This window comes from Streptosporangium sp. NPDC049046, assembly GCF_040649155.1.
GTDB lineage: Bacteria > Actinomycetota > Actinomycetes > Streptosporangiales > Streptosporangiaceae > Streptosporangium.
In genome coordinates, this window is record NZ_JBEZEZ010000019.1 from 155,063 (window position 1) to 169,849 (window position 14,787).

General features: G+C 70.1%; 16 protein-coding genes. 11 read left to right on the forward strand and 5 right to left on the reverse strand.

The window, feature by feature from the left end; genetic code table 11:
* The first annotated feature begins 157 nt into the window (after window positions 1–157).
* The 5 genes from AB0B96_RS26285 (at window position 158) to AB0B96_RS26305 (ending at window position 4,413) form a co-directional block, all read left to right on the forward strand.
* Window positions 158–1,069 (forward strand): MerR family transcriptional regulator, encoded by a 912-nt coding sequence (locus tag AB0B96_RS26285; protein WP_362902699.1) that lies wholly within the window; start codon window positions 158–160, stop codon window positions 1,067–1,069.
* A gap of 302 nt (window positions 1,070–1,371) precedes the next feature.
* A complete protein-coding gene (locus AB0B96_RS26290) occupies window positions 1,372–1,749 on the forward strand; it encodes a hypothetical protein (RefSeq protein WP_350944354.1) in 378 nt (125 codons plus the stop codon).
* A gap of 45 nt (window positions 1,750–1,794) precedes the next feature.
* The gene (locus tag AB0B96_RS26295) at window positions 1,795–2,967 is read left to right on the forward strand and encodes a serine hydrolase domain-containing protein (protein ID WP_362902701.1); all 1,173 of its coding nucleotides are present in this window, start codon (window positions 1,795–1,797) and stop codon (window positions 2,965–2,967) included.
* 277 nt (window positions 2,968–3,244) lie between these two features.
* Window positions 3,245–3,994 carry a dienelactone hydrolase family protein gene (locus AB0B96_RS26300; RefSeq protein WP_362902703.1) on the forward strand — a complete coding sequence of 250 codons (750 nt, stop codon included), beginning with the start codon at window positions 3,245–3,247 and terminating at the stop codon, window positions 3,992–3,994.
* Between the two features lie 71 nt (window positions 3,995–4,065).
* A complete protein-coding gene (locus AB0B96_RS26305; RefSeq protein ID WP_362902705.1) occupies window positions 4,066–4,413 on the forward strand; it encodes a hypothetical protein in 348 nt (115 codons plus the stop codon).
* Window positions 4,414–4,575: 162 nt separating this feature from the next.
* On the opposite strand, the gene AB0B96_RS26310 is transcribed toward AB0B96_RS26305, so the two are convergent.
* From AB0B96_RS26310 to AB0B96_RS26325, 4 genes are all read right to left on the reverse strand, one after another.
* On the reverse strand, window positions 4,576–5,001 hold the full coding sequence (locus AB0B96_RS26310; RefSeq protein ID WP_362902707.1) for a PIN domain-containing protein: 426 nt from the start codon (window positions 4,999–5,001) through the stop codon (window positions 4,576–4,578).
* Window positions 4,998–5,240 carry a hypothetical protein gene (locus AB0B96_RS26315; RefSeq protein WP_362902709.1) on the reverse strand — a complete coding sequence of 81 codons (243 nt, stop codon included), beginning with the start codon at window positions 5,238–5,240 and terminating at the stop codon, window positions 4,998–5,000. Before AB0B96_RS26315 ends, AB0B96_RS26310 begins: the two co-directional genes overlap by 4 nt.
* Window positions 5,241–5,457: 217 nt before the next feature.
* A complete protein-coding gene (locus AB0B96_RS26320) occupies window positions 5,458–5,868 on the reverse strand; it encodes a DUF6069 family protein (RefSeq protein ID WP_362902710.1) in 411 nt (136 codons plus the stop codon).
* 10 nt (window positions 5,869–5,878) lie between these two features.
* The gene (locus AB0B96_RS26325; protein WP_362902711.1) at window positions 5,879–6,793 is read right to left on the reverse strand and encodes an NADP-dependent oxidoreductase; all 915 of its coding nucleotides are present in this window, start codon (window positions 6,791–6,793) and stop codon (window positions 5,879–5,881) included.
* Window positions 6,794–6,884: 91 nt separating this feature from the next.
* Here AB0B96_RS26325 and AB0B96_RS26330 point away from each other — a divergent pair, with 91 nt between their 5' ends.
* From AB0B96_RS26330 to AB0B96_RS26345, 4 genes are all read left to right on the forward strand, one after another.
* Window positions 6,885–7,820, forward strand: a complete 936-nt coding sequence (locus tag AB0B96_RS26330; RefSeq protein WP_362902712.1) for an AraC family transcriptional regulator — start codon at window positions 6,885–6,887, stop codon at window positions 7,818–7,820.
* A 9-nt stretch (window positions 7,821–7,829) separates the two neighbouring features.
* Window positions 7,830–8,117, forward strand: coding sequence for a hypothetical protein (locus AB0B96_RS26335; RefSeq protein ID WP_362902714.1), 288 nt, complete (start codon window positions 7,830–7,832; stop codon window positions 8,115–8,117).
* Between the two features lie 126 nt (window positions 8,118–8,243).
* A complete protein-coding gene (locus AB0B96_RS26340) occupies window positions 8,244–9,104 on the forward strand; it encodes an alpha/beta hydrolase (RefSeq protein ID WP_362902716.1) in 861 nt (286 codons plus the stop codon).
* Between the two features lie 1,036 nt (window positions 9,105–10,140).
* Window positions 10,141–10,434 carry a MerR family transcriptional regulator gene (locus tag AB0B96_RS26345; protein ID WP_362902786.1) on the forward strand — a complete coding sequence of 98 codons (294 nt, stop codon included), beginning with the start codon at window positions 10,141–10,143 and terminating at the stop codon, window positions 10,432–10,434.
* 39 nt (window positions 10,435–10,473) lie between these two features.
* On the opposite strand, the gene AB0B96_RS26350 is transcribed toward AB0B96_RS26345, so the two are convergent.
* Entirely contained in the window at window positions 10,474–10,941 is a 468-nt protein-coding gene (locus tag AB0B96_RS26350) for a GNAT family N-acetyltransferase (RefSeq protein ID WP_362902718.1), read from the reverse strand.
* 403 nt (window positions 10,942–11,344) lie between these two features.
* Here AB0B96_RS26350 and AB0B96_RS26355 point away from each other — a divergent pair, with 403 nt between their 5' ends.
* Window positions 11,345–12,145, forward strand: a complete 801-nt coding sequence (locus AB0B96_RS26355) for a helix-turn-helix domain-containing protein (RefSeq protein WP_362902720.1) — start codon at window positions 11,345–11,347, stop codon at window positions 12,143–12,145.
* Window positions 12,142–14,658, forward strand: a complete 2,517-nt coding sequence (locus AB0B96_RS26360) for a PEP/pyruvate-binding domain-containing protein (RefSeq protein WP_362902722.1) — start codon at window positions 12,142–12,144, stop codon at window positions 14,656–14,658. The genes AB0B96_RS26355 and AB0B96_RS26360 overlap by 4 nt, the downstream gene beginning before the upstream one ends.
* Window positions 14,659–14,787 lie beyond the last annotated feature (129 nt).

Below are 14,787 nucleotides of genomic sequence, written 5' to 3' on the forward strand. Positions count from 1 at the left end.
GTTCCGGCCCGCACCTGGACCGGCGGGGCGAGGACGGGAACGCTAGGCAACGACACGGCGCGCGTCGTCCTCCTCCTGGTCTATCGCCACTCCGCCGTCCGGCGGACCGCCGTAATCGGTTTGACTCTCCAGTGACTGGAGGGTTGATGCTGCTGTGGTGAACGACCGCGACCAACTGCTCACCATCGGACAGCTCGCCGATCGCACGGGCCTGTCGGTGCGTACGATCCGCTTCTGGTCCGACATCGACGTCATCCCGCCGACGCGCCGGTCGGCGGGCGGTTTTCGTCTGTACGACATGGAGGCGGTGGCGCGACTCGACCTGGTGCGCACCCTGCGCGAACTGGGGCTGGACCTCGACACCGTTCAGAAGGTCCTGACCAGGCAGTGCACGCCGGCCGACGTCGCGCGGGCGCACATGCGGGCGGTGGACACCCAGATCCGCTCCCTGCGGTTGCGCCGGGCGGTGCTGCGGTCGATCACCCAACAGGAGCGCACGACCGAGGAGATGGTACTCATGCACAGGTTGATCCGCCTGTCCGCTCAGGAGCGGCAGCGAATGATCGACGACTTCGTCGACCGTACGTTCGACGGCATCGACCCGCAGGCGCCGGGGGCTCACATCGCGGCCTCGATGCGCCAGGTTCCCGCAGAGCTGCCGGACGATCCCACCCCGGAGCAGGTCGAGGCGTGGCTGGAGCTCGCCGAACTCCTGGGCGATGCCGGCTTCCAGGAGCGCGCACGGCAGATGGCGGTGGCCGGTGCCACAGCATCCGGCGACGAGGTGCCGCAGCCGTACGACCCCGCCCTCGTCTTTGAGCACGCGGGGAGAGCGGTGGCCGCCGGCATCGGCCCCGAGTCTGCCGAGGGCAGGGCGATCCTGGATCTGATCGTGGATCCGGGGCTGCCCGCCGCGGACCGCGCCCGGTTGGCCGACCAGGTGGAGACGTTCACCGACCGCCGGGTGGAGCGGTACTGGCAGCTCGTGGGTGTGCTGAACGACAGGCCGCCGTTCCCGCCCAGGGTTCCCGACTTCGAATGGTTCATCGCCGCGTTGCGCGCGTCCTGATCCGCGGCCGCCCTCGGGGACGGGCTCCGAGGGTGGCCGGCACCGTCCGGAGGTGAGGGTCCCCGGCTTCCGGTCCCGGGCCGGTTCGCCGTCGTGGTCGTCACTACGGCTTCACGGCGGTCCGCCACGAGAGGAAGAACCTCGTCTTCGTCGTTGACGACGTTCACCGCTCTCCCGTAACATCGTCTCTGACAGAGACGACGTTCGACGCATCCCGTGGACGTGGGGCTTCGCCTCGGGCGAGGCGGCGAGTGGTAGTAATGAGACCCGTAAAGGAGGCCGGACAGACAAGTTGGTGCGCCATGACCGAGCACTTCCTCGGCGTTCTCGGCATCGGCGAGGCGCTGGGGGTGAGCCGACACGCGGTGCACAAATGGCGCTCCCGCTATCCGAGCGGTTCGAGCCACCCCTTTCCGGAGCCCGACGTCGAGGTCGACGGGGCTCCCGGCTGGCGGGCCGACCGGCTGGAGGAGATCACGCGGTGGCGTGACGGCCTGCCGGGCCGCGGCGCGGGCGGAGGCCGCCCCTCAGCGGCACGCCAGGAGTATCTGAGGGCGGCGACGGCACGCGGCCTGGATCGGGACGAGGCGATGCGCGCGCTCGTCACGTTCACCGAAGAGTTTCCCGAGATGACCGAGCCGGAGATCTGTGCCTGGCTCATCGAGAAATGGCGCCGGTAACACTTTTCGGCGACACACCCCAAACGAGACGAGAGGCGATGACGCATGTCCGAAATCGGCGGGAGCACCGCACCGGGATTCGAAGGGGTGCGCGAGGCGTTCGCGGCCAACCTGGCCGGTGGACAGGAGGTGGGCGCCGCGGTCGGCGTCTACCTGCACGGCAGGAAGGTCGTGGACCTGTGGTGCGGGATCGCCGATCCCGAGACCGGCCGCCCCTGGGAGCGCGACACCGTGCAGGTCGTGTTCTCCACCACCAAGGGCGTCACCGCCGCCTGCGCGCACCTGCTCGCCCAGCGGGGCGAACTGGACCTCGACGCCCCCGTCGCCGCGTACTGGCCGGAGTTCGCGGCGAACGGCAAGGAGCGCGTCCCGGTCCGCTGGCTGCTCACCCACCAGGCGGGACTGCCCGTGATCGACCACCCGATCACCCCGGCCGAGGCGATCACCTGGGACCCGATGGTGACCGCCCTGGCCGCCCAGCGCCCCTCCTGGGAGCCGGGCACCGCGCACGGCTACCACGCGCACACCTACGGCTGGCTGGTCGGGGAGGTCGTCCGACGGGTGACCGGCCGCAGCCTCGGCACGTTCCTCGCCGAGGAGATCGCCGCACCGCTCGGCCTGGACCTGTGGATCGGGCTGCCGGAAACCGAGTCGCACCGGGTCAGCCGGATCGTCGCCGACCCGATCGATCTGGACGCGTTCACCCGGATCGACCTGGACGCCCTTCCCGGGCCCGCACGCGAGGTGATGGCGGCGTACGCGGACCCCACGTCGCTGACCAGGCGGGCGATGTCCGTCATCACGCCGCTGCCGGACCACGACGACCCCGCCGAGATGCCCTCGACCAACGGCATCTGCACGGCCCGCTCGCTTGCCCGTTTCTACGCCGCGCTCATCGGCGAGGTCGACGGACATCGCGTCCTCACGCCCGACACCCTGGCCGCGGCGACCGCGGAACAGGTCGCCGGCATCGACCGGGTCCTGCGAGTGCCCGTCCGGATCGGCACCGGTTTCGGCCTGCCGACGCCGGACGCCTTCTGGTACAGCCCGACCGCCTTCGGGTTTTCCGGCTACGGCGGATCGCTCGGCTTCGCCGACCCGGCGAACGGCCTCGCCTTCGGTTACGTGATGAACCGTCTCCAGGAAGGCGTACCGGACCACAGAGCCGCCACCCTCCTCGGCGCGGTCCACGACGCACTCGAACTCCGGGCCCGGTAGGCCCCGCTCACCGTCCCGCGACGGCCCTCCGGCGGTGACCCGCAGGCGCCGAATCGGTTTCCCGGTCACGAAGCGGCTCGTCATGCCGTTCGGAGACCTCGCCCCGAAACCCCCGGGGCCGATGAACAACGGCTCCCTTCGTACGGTTTCGGGAGTCGATACCGGTTCGCTCGGTGATCGCGGATCATCGCTAGATTGATCTCCGGTCAACCTCACCTCCCGACAGACCTGACACCAGGTCGTGCACCGGCATCAGCCGAAGGAAGGAAGATCCGCCATGCCCACCGTGACAGTGCAGATTCCCACCGCGGACGGCCATGCCGACGCCGTGGCCGCCTTCCCCGACAACGGCGAACGGCACCCGGGCGTGCTGATGTACACGGACATCTTCGGCGTGCGGCCCGTGCTGAGAGAGATGGCCCGCGAACTGGCCGACCACGGGTACTACGTGCTCGTCCCCAACCTCTACTACCGGCACGGCCCGGCACCGGTGGTCGAACTTCCGGAGCACATCAGCAAGGAGGTCCGGCCCGCGCTCTTCGCCCAGCTGCTGCCTCTCGCCCAGGCGCACACCACCGAATGTGTCCTGCGCGACGCCGACGCCTACCTCGAGTTCCTCACCACCCGGCCGGAGGTCGGTGCCGGACCGGTCGCCGTGGTCGGCTACTGCATGGGCGCCGTCCTGGCGATGCGCACCGCGGCGGCCCACCCCGGCCAGGTCGCCGCCTTCGCCGGATTCCACCCCAGCCCGCTGGTGACCGACGCGCCCGACAGCCCGCACCTCCTCGTCCCCGAACTCACCGCCCAGATCCACCTCGGCCTTGCGGAAACCGACATGTCGCCCGAGGCCATCGGCGAGCTCAACCAGGCCATGGATGCCGCGGGGCTCACCTACACCACCGAGGTCTACCCCGGTGCCCTCCACGGCTTCACCATGTCCGACACCGATGTCTTCGACCCCGCCGCGCTGCGGCGCCACTGGGACCGCCTGCTCCCCCTCCTCGGCCGCACCCTGGCCGGCGGCTGAGACTCCGGCTCGGAGACCGCGCCTGACGTACGCCCGGAGTCCCCGGCTCGCACGCCGACGGCCGGGACCCGGTGATCGCGGTCACCGGGATTCCCTCAGGGAACGAGGATGATCTTGCCGCGGGTACGGCCGGACTCGGCGTCGCGGTGCACCGCGGCCAGGTCGGCGAGCGGGCGGGGAGAGCGGTGGCCGCCGGCATCGGCCCCGAGTCTGCCGAGGGCAGGGCGATCCTGGATCTGATCGTGGATCCGGGGCTGCCCGCCGCGGACCGCGCCCGGTTGGCCGACCAGGTGGAGACGTTCACCGACCGCCGGGTGGAGCGGTACTGGCAGCTCGTGGGTGTGCTGAACGACAGGCCGCCGTTCCCGCCCAGGGTTCCCGACTTCGAATGGTTCATCGCCGCGTTGCGCGCGTCCTGATCCGCGGCCGCCCTCGGAGACAGGCCCCCTGAGGGCGGTCAGCATCGTATAGAAGTGAGAGTCCCCGAAGTCCGTTGGCTGGTCGGGGAGTTCGTCCGCCGGGTGATCGACCGCAGTCCCGACACGTTCCTCAGTGAAAGCCGATCGGTTTCCCTGGAAACATCACAGGATCTCCGGCAACAAAGTCAAGGCCGTGACATGACGTGGTCGTACAGCGGTGAAATGGCGACGGTCGATGGTGGCGACCTTCGATATCTCCAATCGCTCCGCCAGTGCGATCACCGAGGCATCGACCAGCCCCAGCCGCAGATCGTCGTAGGTTTCGACGAGTTGCGCGGTGCGCGCTATGTCCTCAACCGTCAGATCCACCAATTCGAGTTCACCTCGCGCTACCGACGCCAAGAACGCGGCCTCACTCTTCGCACCGAGGTTTTTCTCCACATGCCAAGATGTTTCGGTCAGCACGGTCACAGGGAGAAGAAGCCGATCGGGCAATGTGGAAAGCAACCGCGCGGCCACCTCGTGATGGGCATCGGATCGGTCAATCGCAGCGTACAGAACGCCGGTATCCAGCAAGGTAACCGTCACGAAGGACGATCTAACCCTTCACGAAGCAGCTCGTCATGCCGTTCGGAAACATCACCTCGCCCAGAGGCCCCCAGGCCGATGAACGACAGTCCCCTTCGCACGGTTTCGGGGCCCGAATCCTCGACAAACCTGGCGAGCTCCGGATCGGACTCCACAAGCACGCGCAGACGCCGCACCCCAGCCGGAGGAAGCCTGTCGACAAGGTGGTGCATGTCCTCGTAGTCATGGGCAGCGGTCATGACTACGAGTGTACGTGTTGCCCGGCCACGGAACCGGATCTCCTCCATCGCCGTGGCCCTTCGGACACCAAAGATCGGAAGGCGCCATCCGGAGAGTTCACATAAGCATTAATTTCCAGCAAAAGAGGAATCTCCGCCGGACTGACCGGCCATGGCGGGGACGGCCTGGCGGCTGTTCCGAACCACCGGTTCCGGCCGGCGAGCGGCTCGACGGTGATCACACTGTTCGACGGCCGAAGACCGGAATCAGCACCGCGCCGACGGCGAGGTGCATCAGCGCCAGGATGGCCCTGGTCCCGCCGGTCGCCTCGACCGCGAACAGCGGCAGGAACGACACCAGCACCAGGACGACGGCGATCATGGCCCAGATGACCGGCGCCCTGCGGGTCAGCCGATCCAGCAGCGCACGCGCGCCCCAGCCGAGCACAGAGATGACGAGTGTGACGGTGGCGGCGAACGGCAGGCCGATGACTCCGGGGGGTTGGCCGTTGCGGGGGTCGACGCGCAAATCGATGTTCAGGATTTGGGCGACGGCCCATAGCAGCGCCGTGGCACCGACGGCACCCCCGACCGCGAGGGCGGCGACGCGTGGCCGCATGGTCACCGGGGAGGTTGACGTGGTGGTCATGGGGACTCCTTCAGGGAACGAGGATGATCTTGCCGCGGGTACGGCCGGACTCGGCGTCGCGGTGCACCGCGGCCAGGTCGGCGAGCGGGCGCGTCTCGGAGATGTCGAGACGGACGACGCCCGCGTCGACGAGCTTGACCAGGGCGGCGAGGTCGCCCGTGTCGTTGCGGGCCACGAAGTGCCTCGCGGTCACCGGGGAGTCCGCGGGGAGCCTGAGCGGAACGGTAACGGACACGACGAGACCGCCCGGCCGGACCAGCGGCACCAGTGGCCTCGCGCCGGCCGCGACGATGTGCAGGACCACGTCCACCGGTTCGTCCAGCGCTTCGGCGACGGGCGTGGCCGTGTAGTCGACGATCCGGTCCGCGCCGAGGCGGCGGACCGTCTCGGCGCTGCGAGGACCGGCCGTGGCGATGACGTACGCCCCGGCGTGCTTGGCGAGCTGGACGGCGAACCCTCCGACGCCGCCGCCCGCGCCGTTGACGAGCACCCGCTGCCCGGAGGTGATGGCCGCGTGCTCGAACACCGCCTGCCACGCGGTGAGGCCCGCGATGGGGAGGGCGGCGGCGTGCGCGAGAGGGACACCGGTCGGCGGCGTGACCAGGGTGTCCGCGGCGGCGGTGACGTACTCGGCCGCGGCGCCTCCACCGTCGAGCTGGCCGACGACCCGGTCGCCGACGGCGAGGGTGTGCACGCCGTCGCCGACCTCGGCGACCGTACCGGCGACGTCCCCGCCGAGCGTGTACGGCAGGTCGAGCGAGAAGACCGAGCGCAGGAGCCCTCGGCGCAGGCCGATGTCGGACGGGTTGAAGGAGGTCGCGGCGACGTCGATCAGCACCTCCCCCGGGCCGGGCACCGGCCTGGGGATGTCGTCGCGGCGGATGACGGAGGCGTCACCGTACTCGTGGATTCGGATGGCTTTCACACAGTCGAAGCTACGGGCAGCCGACGAGACGAACCATGTTCGGTGATCCCTCATTCATAATCGATCGTCTTCGTGGGGATATCCTCGCCGGATGGACGTGCTCAGCGATGTGATCGCGGTCATGCGGACCGGACAGCCGCGCTCGGCCCGGGTGGCCTGGCACGCCCCGTGGGCGCAGCGGTTCGCCCCCATCCCCGGGGCCATCGGCCTGCAGGTGATCCTTCAGGGACCGTGCTGGCTCATCGGACCGGACGGCGACGCCGTGCAGCTGGTCGCCGGGGATGTGGTGTTCCGCCCCCACGGGCGCGGGCACACGCTGGCCGACAGCCCGTCGACCTCGCCGGTCGCGCCCGCCTGCGACCCGGGCGATCCCCGCCTCCTCCAGCGCTACGTCACCGACACCGTGGGCGCCCCCGACGGCGCCGGTGCTCCGGCCGCCGTGACGCTCTGCGGCGGGTATCACCTCGACCCGGCCCGCACCCATCCACTGCTGAACGATCTTCCCGAGCTCATCCACCTTCCCGCGCACCTCGGACGACACCCCGAACTGCGCTCCACCGTCGACCTGCTCGCGGGCGAGGTGGCGGGCCCCCGCCTCGGTACGGACGCCATCGTGCCCGCGTTGCTCGACACGCTGCTGCTGCACATCCTGCGTGCCTGGCTCGACCGACGGCCGGTCCCCGGAACCACCGGCTGGGCGGCGGCGCTCAACGACCCGGCCACCACCGCCGCGCTGCAGGCCATGCACAGCGACCCGGCGCGACCGTGGACCGTCGCGACGCTCGCCGCCGAGGCGGGGCTGTCCCGGGCGCCGTTCGCCCGCCGCTTCACCGCCCTGGTCGGCCGGCCGCCGCTGACCTACCTGACCTGGTGGCGGATGACCGTCGCCGCGCGGCTCCTGCGCGAATCCGACGCCCCGCTGCACTCCGTCGCGACCAGGGTCGGCTACACCTCGGAGTTCGCCTTCGCCAACGCGTTCAAACGCCAGTGCGGCACCGCCCCCGGCAGATACCGCCGCAGCGGGTAGAACAACGTCATGGTGCCCCGAGACCACGAACTCCTGCAAGCCGCCCGACGCGTCGCCGCCGCGATGGGCTTCACCCCCGACGAGGTCATGCGACGTGTAGTGGAGCTGGGGCGCGGCGAGCGCCTCGGCTGCTCCAGCGGCGAACTCCTGCTGCTCGCCCTCGCCCAGCTCGCGCCCGAGCGGCCGATCTCCCAGAAAGCCGGGGGGCGTGCCTCGACGGTCGAGACCGTCGAGGCGCCGCGCCTCGGCGTCGCCGCCGGCGGGGCCGCCCCGACGTGGGAGGGAGACATCCGCTGATCTCCGCGCGCGACCTCCCTTGAGGCCGACGGCGGCGCAGCGGAGATCACCCCTGGGCACCGGGCGCCTCCCCCGGTCCGATCGCCTGAGACGGTTGTGATCGCCCTCCTCGGAAATACTGGGGCGATGTTCGAAGGCTTCGAGGAAACATCGGTCCAGGTCGAGGAAGCGTCCATTCTCACCCGGTACGGCGGGGAGGGCCCGCCGGTGCTGTTGCTGCACGGTCATCCCCGGACCTCGGCGACCTGGCATCGCGTCGCGCCGCTGCTCGTCGAGCGCGGTTTCACGGTCGTCTGTCCCGATCTGCGGGGATACGGTCGCTCGCGCGGTCCGGCCCCCACCCCCGACCACTCCGGATACTCCAAGCGCGCCGTCGCGAACGACATGGTGGCGGTGATGCGTTCACTGGGACACGAACGGTTCGCTCTCGCCGGACACGACCGAGGGGGTGCCGTCGCGTTCCGCCTCGCGCTGGACCACCGGGACGCGGTGTCCCGGGTGGCGCTCCTGGACTGCCTGCCCATCAGCGAGCACCTGTCCCGCATCACCGTGGAGTTCGCGACACAGTGGTGGCACTGGTTCTTCTTCGCGCAGCCGGGCACCCCGGAACGCGTCATCAACGCCGACCCCGACAGCTGGTACCACGGCGATCCGGAGAGCATGGGCCGGGAGAACCACGACGAGTTCCGTGAGGCCACCCGGAATCCCGACGTGGTGCGGGCCATGCTGGAGGACTACCGGGCCGGTCTCACCGTCGACCTGCGCGACGAGGAGGCCGACCGGGCCGCCGGTGTACGGCTGCGGTGCCCCGCCCTGGCCCTGTGGTCGCTGCGCGACGACCTCGAAGACCTGTACAGCGATCCGCTGGAGATCTGGCGGGACTGGGCCGACGACGTACGCGGCCATGGCATCGACTCCGGCCACCACATGGCGGAAGAGGCCCCGGACGCTCTCGCCGCCGCCCTCGGCGACTTCTTCCACGGCTGACCTCGAAGGACCGGTTTCCTCCGTGACCGGCCGGTGCGGGGTCCAGAGGTCATCGCCGTCAGGGCCCGGAGGACGTCAGTGCCCGGGGGTTCGCCCTGCTCTCGACACGGAGGCTCGAATCCTCGCTTTGATGGAACCGAAAATCTGTAGTGGCCGAGGTAGACATTCGCGTTGGGTGAGGCTAGAGTTCCTGACATCGCAAGGAACGGTTCCACGAGGGCAGAGCAGTACGTAAGCATCACGACGAACTGCCCGGACGAGCGTGGACATCGCAGGACGACGAAGAAAGACGGGCAGAAGGTCGGACGTGCCAGGACCGAGCAGTAGAAGGGTCCCGGCCGTGGACGCGCTGCCACCGCAGTGAACGAGTACCACCGTCGGACGTGCTGGGACCAGCGGTAGACGAAGGGTCCCGGCCGTGGACACGCAGCCGCCGCAGTGAACAAGCACCAACGTCGGACGTGCCAGGACCGAGCAGTAGAAGGGCCCCGGCCGTGGACGCGCAGCAACGAGTACCACCGTCGGACGTGCTGGGACCAGCGGTAGACGAAGGGTTCCGGCCGTGGACGCGCGGCTGCGAAACGTGATGCATGAGCTCGAAGAGGACAGATAACGAAAGGAGTGTTGAACGCCATCAGGATCGCCCGTCGCCGGTTGATGTTCGCCGCACGGGTACCGCAGTCCCACAGATTGGAAGGTGGTCTACGGTCACGCATACGCGATCCCCGCATCCCCGCCCCCTGCGGGCGGCCAATGCGGAAGAAACAGGTTGGCCCCAGGGCCGATAGATGGTGTTGAACCTCGCGGGTCCCGGCGCATCATGGCGCCGGGACCCCTGTTGGCGTTACAGGAAGGTTGTATGGATCGAACACCGATGGCGTCGGCCGTACGCGCGGAGCCCAGACTTCGCGACACCGCCGATAAGGCTGAAACGGCCGGTAAGGCCGACACCGCGGGCAGGGCCGACGAGCTCCCCGCCACGCCGGGCGAGGTCTCCGCTCACCGGTTCGACGACGAGGACTATCCCGCCTACAGCATGGGCCGGGCCGCCGAGATGCTCGGCGTCACCCCGGCGTTCCTGCGCAGCCTGGGCACCGCCAAACTGATCGAGCCGCAGCGCTCCGAGGGCGGTCACCGCCGCTACTCCCGCTACCAGCTCCGCCTGGCCGGCCGCGCCCGCGAACTGGTCGATCAGGGCACCGCCCTGGAGGCCGCCTGCCGCATCATCATCCTGGAAGACCAGCTCGCCGAGGCCCTGCGCATCAACGCCGAACTCCGGCAGGCCAGTGACCGGCAACAGCCCGACAGCGCGGACCGCCGCTCGGCGTGAGACCGGCGATCCACGGCGCGGAAAGACGAGCCAGACGAGTCAAGGGGCGACTCCCGGTCGCCCCGCCTCCGGCTGGAGGTCGATCTGGTAGAGGATGAAACCCCTGTTCACGGCGACCTTGTCGTAGAGCCGCCGGGCCTCGGTGTCGGTCTCCTTGGTCGACCAGTAGACCCGGCTGCAGTCGCGGGCGCTCGCCCACTCGGTCACCGCCTCGATCAGCGCCCGCCCCGCTCCCTCGCTCCTGGCCTGCGGCGCGACGAACAGGTCCTGGAGATGGCACACGTCCAGCGCCGTGGTGCTCGAGTGGATGAGGAAGTGCGCGATGCCGACCAGCTCGCCGTCGAGCTTCGCGCCGAGGGCGTGCATACGAACACCCTCCCGGAACTCGTCCCAGGCCCGGTCGTACAGCTGGGGCGGGAGGGTGCGCCCGTAGAAGTCGTTGTAGCCGCGGAAGAGGGTTTCCCAGCGGGGACGGTCCGCGGGGGTGAGCTTGCCGATCCTGAGCATGCGATGTCCTTCAGGCGAGGGTCGGGAGTTCAAACTCCGTATCCCCCGTGAGGACCGTCCCGAACGTTGACCGGCTGTCGCTTCCCGACAACCTGTGGGAACCGTCCCCACCATTGACCAGGTATGCCTTCCCGGCAGCACGCGGGAACCCTCCCTAACGTTGACCGGCTGTCGCTTCCCGACAGCGCGTGGAAACCGTCCCCACCATTGACCAGGTGTCGCTTCCCGGCAACCGGTCACCGCTTCTCACTCCCTGCCCGACAATCTGCCACCGTGCCTTCCTCCTCGCTCGGCCCCGTCCTTACCGAGACCCCCACCGCCTTCCTCCCCCGCCTGGCGGCGTGGTATCAATTAAATGACCAGATACAGATATGTGGTCAAACTTTTAGGAAATGACGGGGCCATGAAACCGGAGACCAGAAGGGTGGGGCGACCTCCGCAGGACGCCTCCCAGCGGCTCGCGCGGGCGCACCGCATCCTGGACGCCACCGCCGGCCTCGTCCTGCGGTGGGGGTACGACAAGACCACCGTCGAGGACATCGCCAAGCGGGCCGGGGTCGCCAAGGGCACGATCTACCTGCACTGGAAGACGCGCGAGGAGTTGTTCGTCGCACTGCTGCGCCGTGAGCGGGTCGAGATGATCACCGAGGTGCGACGGCATGTCGCAGACGGCCCGGCCACGCTTCGCGACCTGCTCAGGCTGCTCGCCCTGGAACTCCTCGGCAGGCCCCTGATGCGCGCGAGCATCCTGGGCGACTCGGAGGTGCTGGGCAGGCTCACCCGCCAGAAGTGGGACGGCACGGCCGAGGCGGAACTGGGCGGCGGTTTTCAGACCTACCTCGGCACGCTGCTGAAACACGGCGCGCTACGGAGCGACCTGTCGCCCGCCGAACACGTGACCACGTTCGTCTCCGTCCTGTACGGGTTCCTGACCGTCTCGCCGATGATGCCCGCCGGGTACCGGCCGTCCGACGAGCGGCTGGCGGAGCTGGTCGCCGATGCCGGCGGCAACGCGATGGAGGCCACCGTCTCCCGCACCGTCACCGACCCCGCCTCCGCCGTCACCCAAGCGGTGACGCGAGCCACCCTGGAGTACGTCGACGCCGCCCTGGAGGCCGCGCGGCGGAAACTTCGCGTCTCCCTCGGCTTCGAGGAGACCGACCAGTTCGAGGAGCACGAGGAAAACAAGGAGAACGCGCGGTGAAGACCCTCCCCCTTGACAGCGAAACGGCCGATCTCGCGCTGGCGGGCGGCAAAGGAGCCTCGCTGGCCCGGATGGCCCGCGCGGGACTCCCGGTTCCCGACGGCTTCCACGTCACCACGGACGCCTACCGCGACTTCGTCTCCCGCGACGGGCTGAACGACCAGATCATGGAGGCCGTCTCGGGCATGCCCGCCGAACAGGCGTCGCGGCGGATCGCGGCGCTGTTCGCCGAGCGGGAGATCCCGGCGGAGACCGCCGCCGAGATCCGCGCGGCCCACGCGAGGCTCGGCGCGGACGTGCCGGTCGCCGTACGCTCGTCGGCCACCGCGGAGGACCTGCCCGACATGTCGTTCGCCGGGCAGCAGGACACCTACCTCAACGTCCGGGGCGACGGCCTGCTGGACGCGGTCCGACGCTGCTGGGCCTCGCTGTGGACGGCGCGCGCCATCGCCTACCGGGCCTCGAACGGCGTACCCCAGGACGACGTGGCGCTGGCGGTGGTGGTCCAGGAACTGGTGGCCGCCGACGCGGCGGGCGTCCTGTTCACCGCGAACCCGGTCACCGGCGCACGGGACCAGGTCGTGATCAACGCCTCGTGGGGACTGGGCGAGGCCGTCGTCGGGGGGCAGGTGACCCCCGACACCGTCGTCGTCTCCAAGGAGCGCGGCGAGATCGTCGAGGAGCGCGTCGGCGACAAGACCGTGATGACGGTCCGCACCCCCGGCGGCACCCGCGAGGAGGCCGTACCCGAGAACCTGCGCCACCGGCCCGTGCTCGCCCACGCCGAGGTCACCCGGCTCGCGCGGCTCGCGACGCGGATCGAGGAGCTGTACGGGACGCCCATGGACGTGGAGTGGGTGAGGCGCGAGGAGACGTTCCTCGTCGTGCAGGCCCGCCCGATCACCCGGCTCAGGCAGCCCGTCGAGGAGTGGAACGACAGCCTGACCGGCGACTACCTGTGGACCGGCGCCAACCTCGGCGAGGCCATCCCCGACGTGATGACTCCGTGCACCTGGTCACTCGTCCAGATCTTCATCGGGGAGGCGATGTCGACGTCGAAGGTGCCCGGCTTCGACGTGGTCGGCAACATCGGCGGACGCTTCTACATGAACCTGAGCGTCGCGTTCTCGGTGGCGCACGCCCTGGGCATGCGGAGAAGGCTCGGCGCGATCGAGCAGGTCTTCGGCAGGCTCCCGCGCGACCTGGACATACCGTTGCTGCCCGCCTCGCGCCTGCGGATCATCAGAAGCGTGCTGCCGCTCGCCTTCACCGTGCGCAGGCGGGTCGCGGTCAACACCAGGAGGATGCCCGGTTTCCTCGCCACGGCGCGACGGCGCTGCGAGGCGCTGCGCGAGCGGATCGCCGCCACCGCGACGACCGGCGAGCTGGCCGGGCTGTGGGAGAGGGAACTGCTTCCGTACTTCGTCGAGGCCTGCCAGATCCTGGAGGCCTCCGGGCGGCAGGGCGGCGCCGCCCTGGTCATGACCCGCGACAGGCTGCGCGCGCTGGTGGGTGAGATCGATGCCGAGGCCATGCTCACCGGTGCCAACGCCGACGGGGAGCTCGCCAGTCTCGGGACGATCGTCGGCCTGGAGAGGCTGGCCGCGCGGGAGATCGACAGGGAGACCTTCGCCCGCCTCTACGGGCATCGTGGCGCGCACGAGTTCGAGGTCTCCATCCCCCGGCCCGGCGAGGACCCGCGGTGGATCGACGCGCAGCTCGCGGCCATCTCCGAGAGCGACGGGCACGCCGGTACGCTGCTCGACCACCAGCGGGAGGCGCGTGAGGCGGCCTGGAGGCGTTTCGGGGAGCGTCACCCCCGCGAGGTCGCGAAAACGCGCCTGCGGGTGGCGCGGTGGAACGCGATCGTCCGTGACCGGGAATCGGCCCGCTCGGAGGTGGTCCGCGCCTTCTGGGCGTTGCGTGCCTTCGTCCTGCGTGCCGGTGAGCTCACCGGCCACGGCGACGACCTGTTCTTCCTGTCGATCCAGGAGATCCTCGCCGTCCTGCGCGGCGACGACACCCCGACCGCGAAGGTGGCGGTCCGGCGGGCGACGTACGAACGGTACGCGGCCCTGCCCGCCTACCCCACGCTGATCATCGGTCGTTTCGATCCGGAACGCTGGGCCGCCGATCCCGACCGGCGCGGCGACATCTTCGACGCCAGGGGCGGTGACACCCCGGTGAGCGACACCGTGACCGGCTTCCCCGGGGCGCCGGGCGTCGTCGAGGGCGTGGCCCGCGTCATCGCCGGTCCCGAGGACGGCGGCAGGCTCGCGCCCGGCGAGATCCTCGTGACGACGCTGACCAACATCGGCTGGACCCCGATGTTCCCCCGCGCCGCCGCCGTGGTGACCGACATGGGTGCTCCGCTGTCACACGCCTCGATCGTCGCCCGCGAGCTCGGCATCCCGGCCGTGGTCGGCACCGGCAATGCGACCATGCGCCTGCGCGACGGCGATCGGATCAGGGTCGACGGCGAGCGCGGCACGGTCGAACTCCTGGAGCGGTGATCCCCGGAACCCCGAACACGCCCGCCTCCTCGGCACCGCCCTGCCTGGCAACCCCGGCGCCCTGAGCTGACGACCTTGGCATCACGGCTTGACCACCCCGCGCCCTGGCCTGACGACCTCGGCACCGCC

What these genes read in the sequence shown, in the direction of transcription:
- AB0B96_RS26290 (WP_350944354.1), top strand. Translation starts at nt 1,372, where the DNA reads ATGACCGAGCACTTCCTCGGCGTTCTCGGCATCGGCGAGGCGCTGGGG.
- AB0B96_RS26295 (WP_362902701.1), top strand. Translation starts at nt 1,795, where the DNA reads ATGTCCGAAATCGGCGGGAGCACCGCACCGGGATTCGAAGGGGTGCGC.
- AB0B96_RS26300 (WP_362902703.1), top strand. Translation starts at nt 3,245, where the DNA reads ATGCCCACCGTGACAGTGCAGATTCCCACCGCGGACGGCCATGCCGAC.
- AB0B96_RS26315 (WP_362902709.1), bottom strand. Translation starts at nt 5,240, where the DNA reads ATGACCGCTGCCCATGACTACGAGGACATGCACCACCTTGTCGACAGG.
- AB0B96_RS26320 (WP_362902710.1), bottom strand. Translation starts at nt 5,868, where the DNA reads ATGACCACCACGTCAACCTCCCCGGTGACCATGCGGCCACGCGTCGCC.
- AB0B96_RS26330 (WP_362902712.1), top strand. Translation starts at nt 6,885, where the DNA reads ATGGACGTGCTCAGCGATGTGATCGCGGTCATGCGGACCGGACAGCCG.
- AB0B96_RS26335 (WP_362902714.1), top strand. Translation starts at nt 7,830, where the DNA reads ATGGTGCCCCGAGACCACGAACTCCTGCAAGCCGCCCGACGCGTCGCC.
- AB0B96_RS26340 (WP_362902716.1), top strand. Translation starts at nt 8,244, where the DNA reads ATGTTCGAAGGCTTCGAGGAAACATCGGTCCAGGTCGAGGAAGCGTCC.
- AB0B96_RS26345 (WP_362902786.1), top strand. Translation starts at nt 10,141, where the DNA reads ATGGGCCGGGCCGCCGAGATGCTCGGCGTCACCCCGGCGTTCCTGCGC.
- AB0B96_RS26350 (WP_362902718.1), bottom strand. Translation starts at nt 10,941, where the DNA reads ATGCTCAGGATCGGCAAGCTCACCCCCGCGGACCGTCCCCGCTGGGAA.
- AB0B96_RS26355 (WP_362902720.1), top strand. Translation starts at nt 11,345, where the DNA reads ATGAAACCGGAGACCAGAAGGGTGGGGCGACCTCCGCAGGACGCCTCC.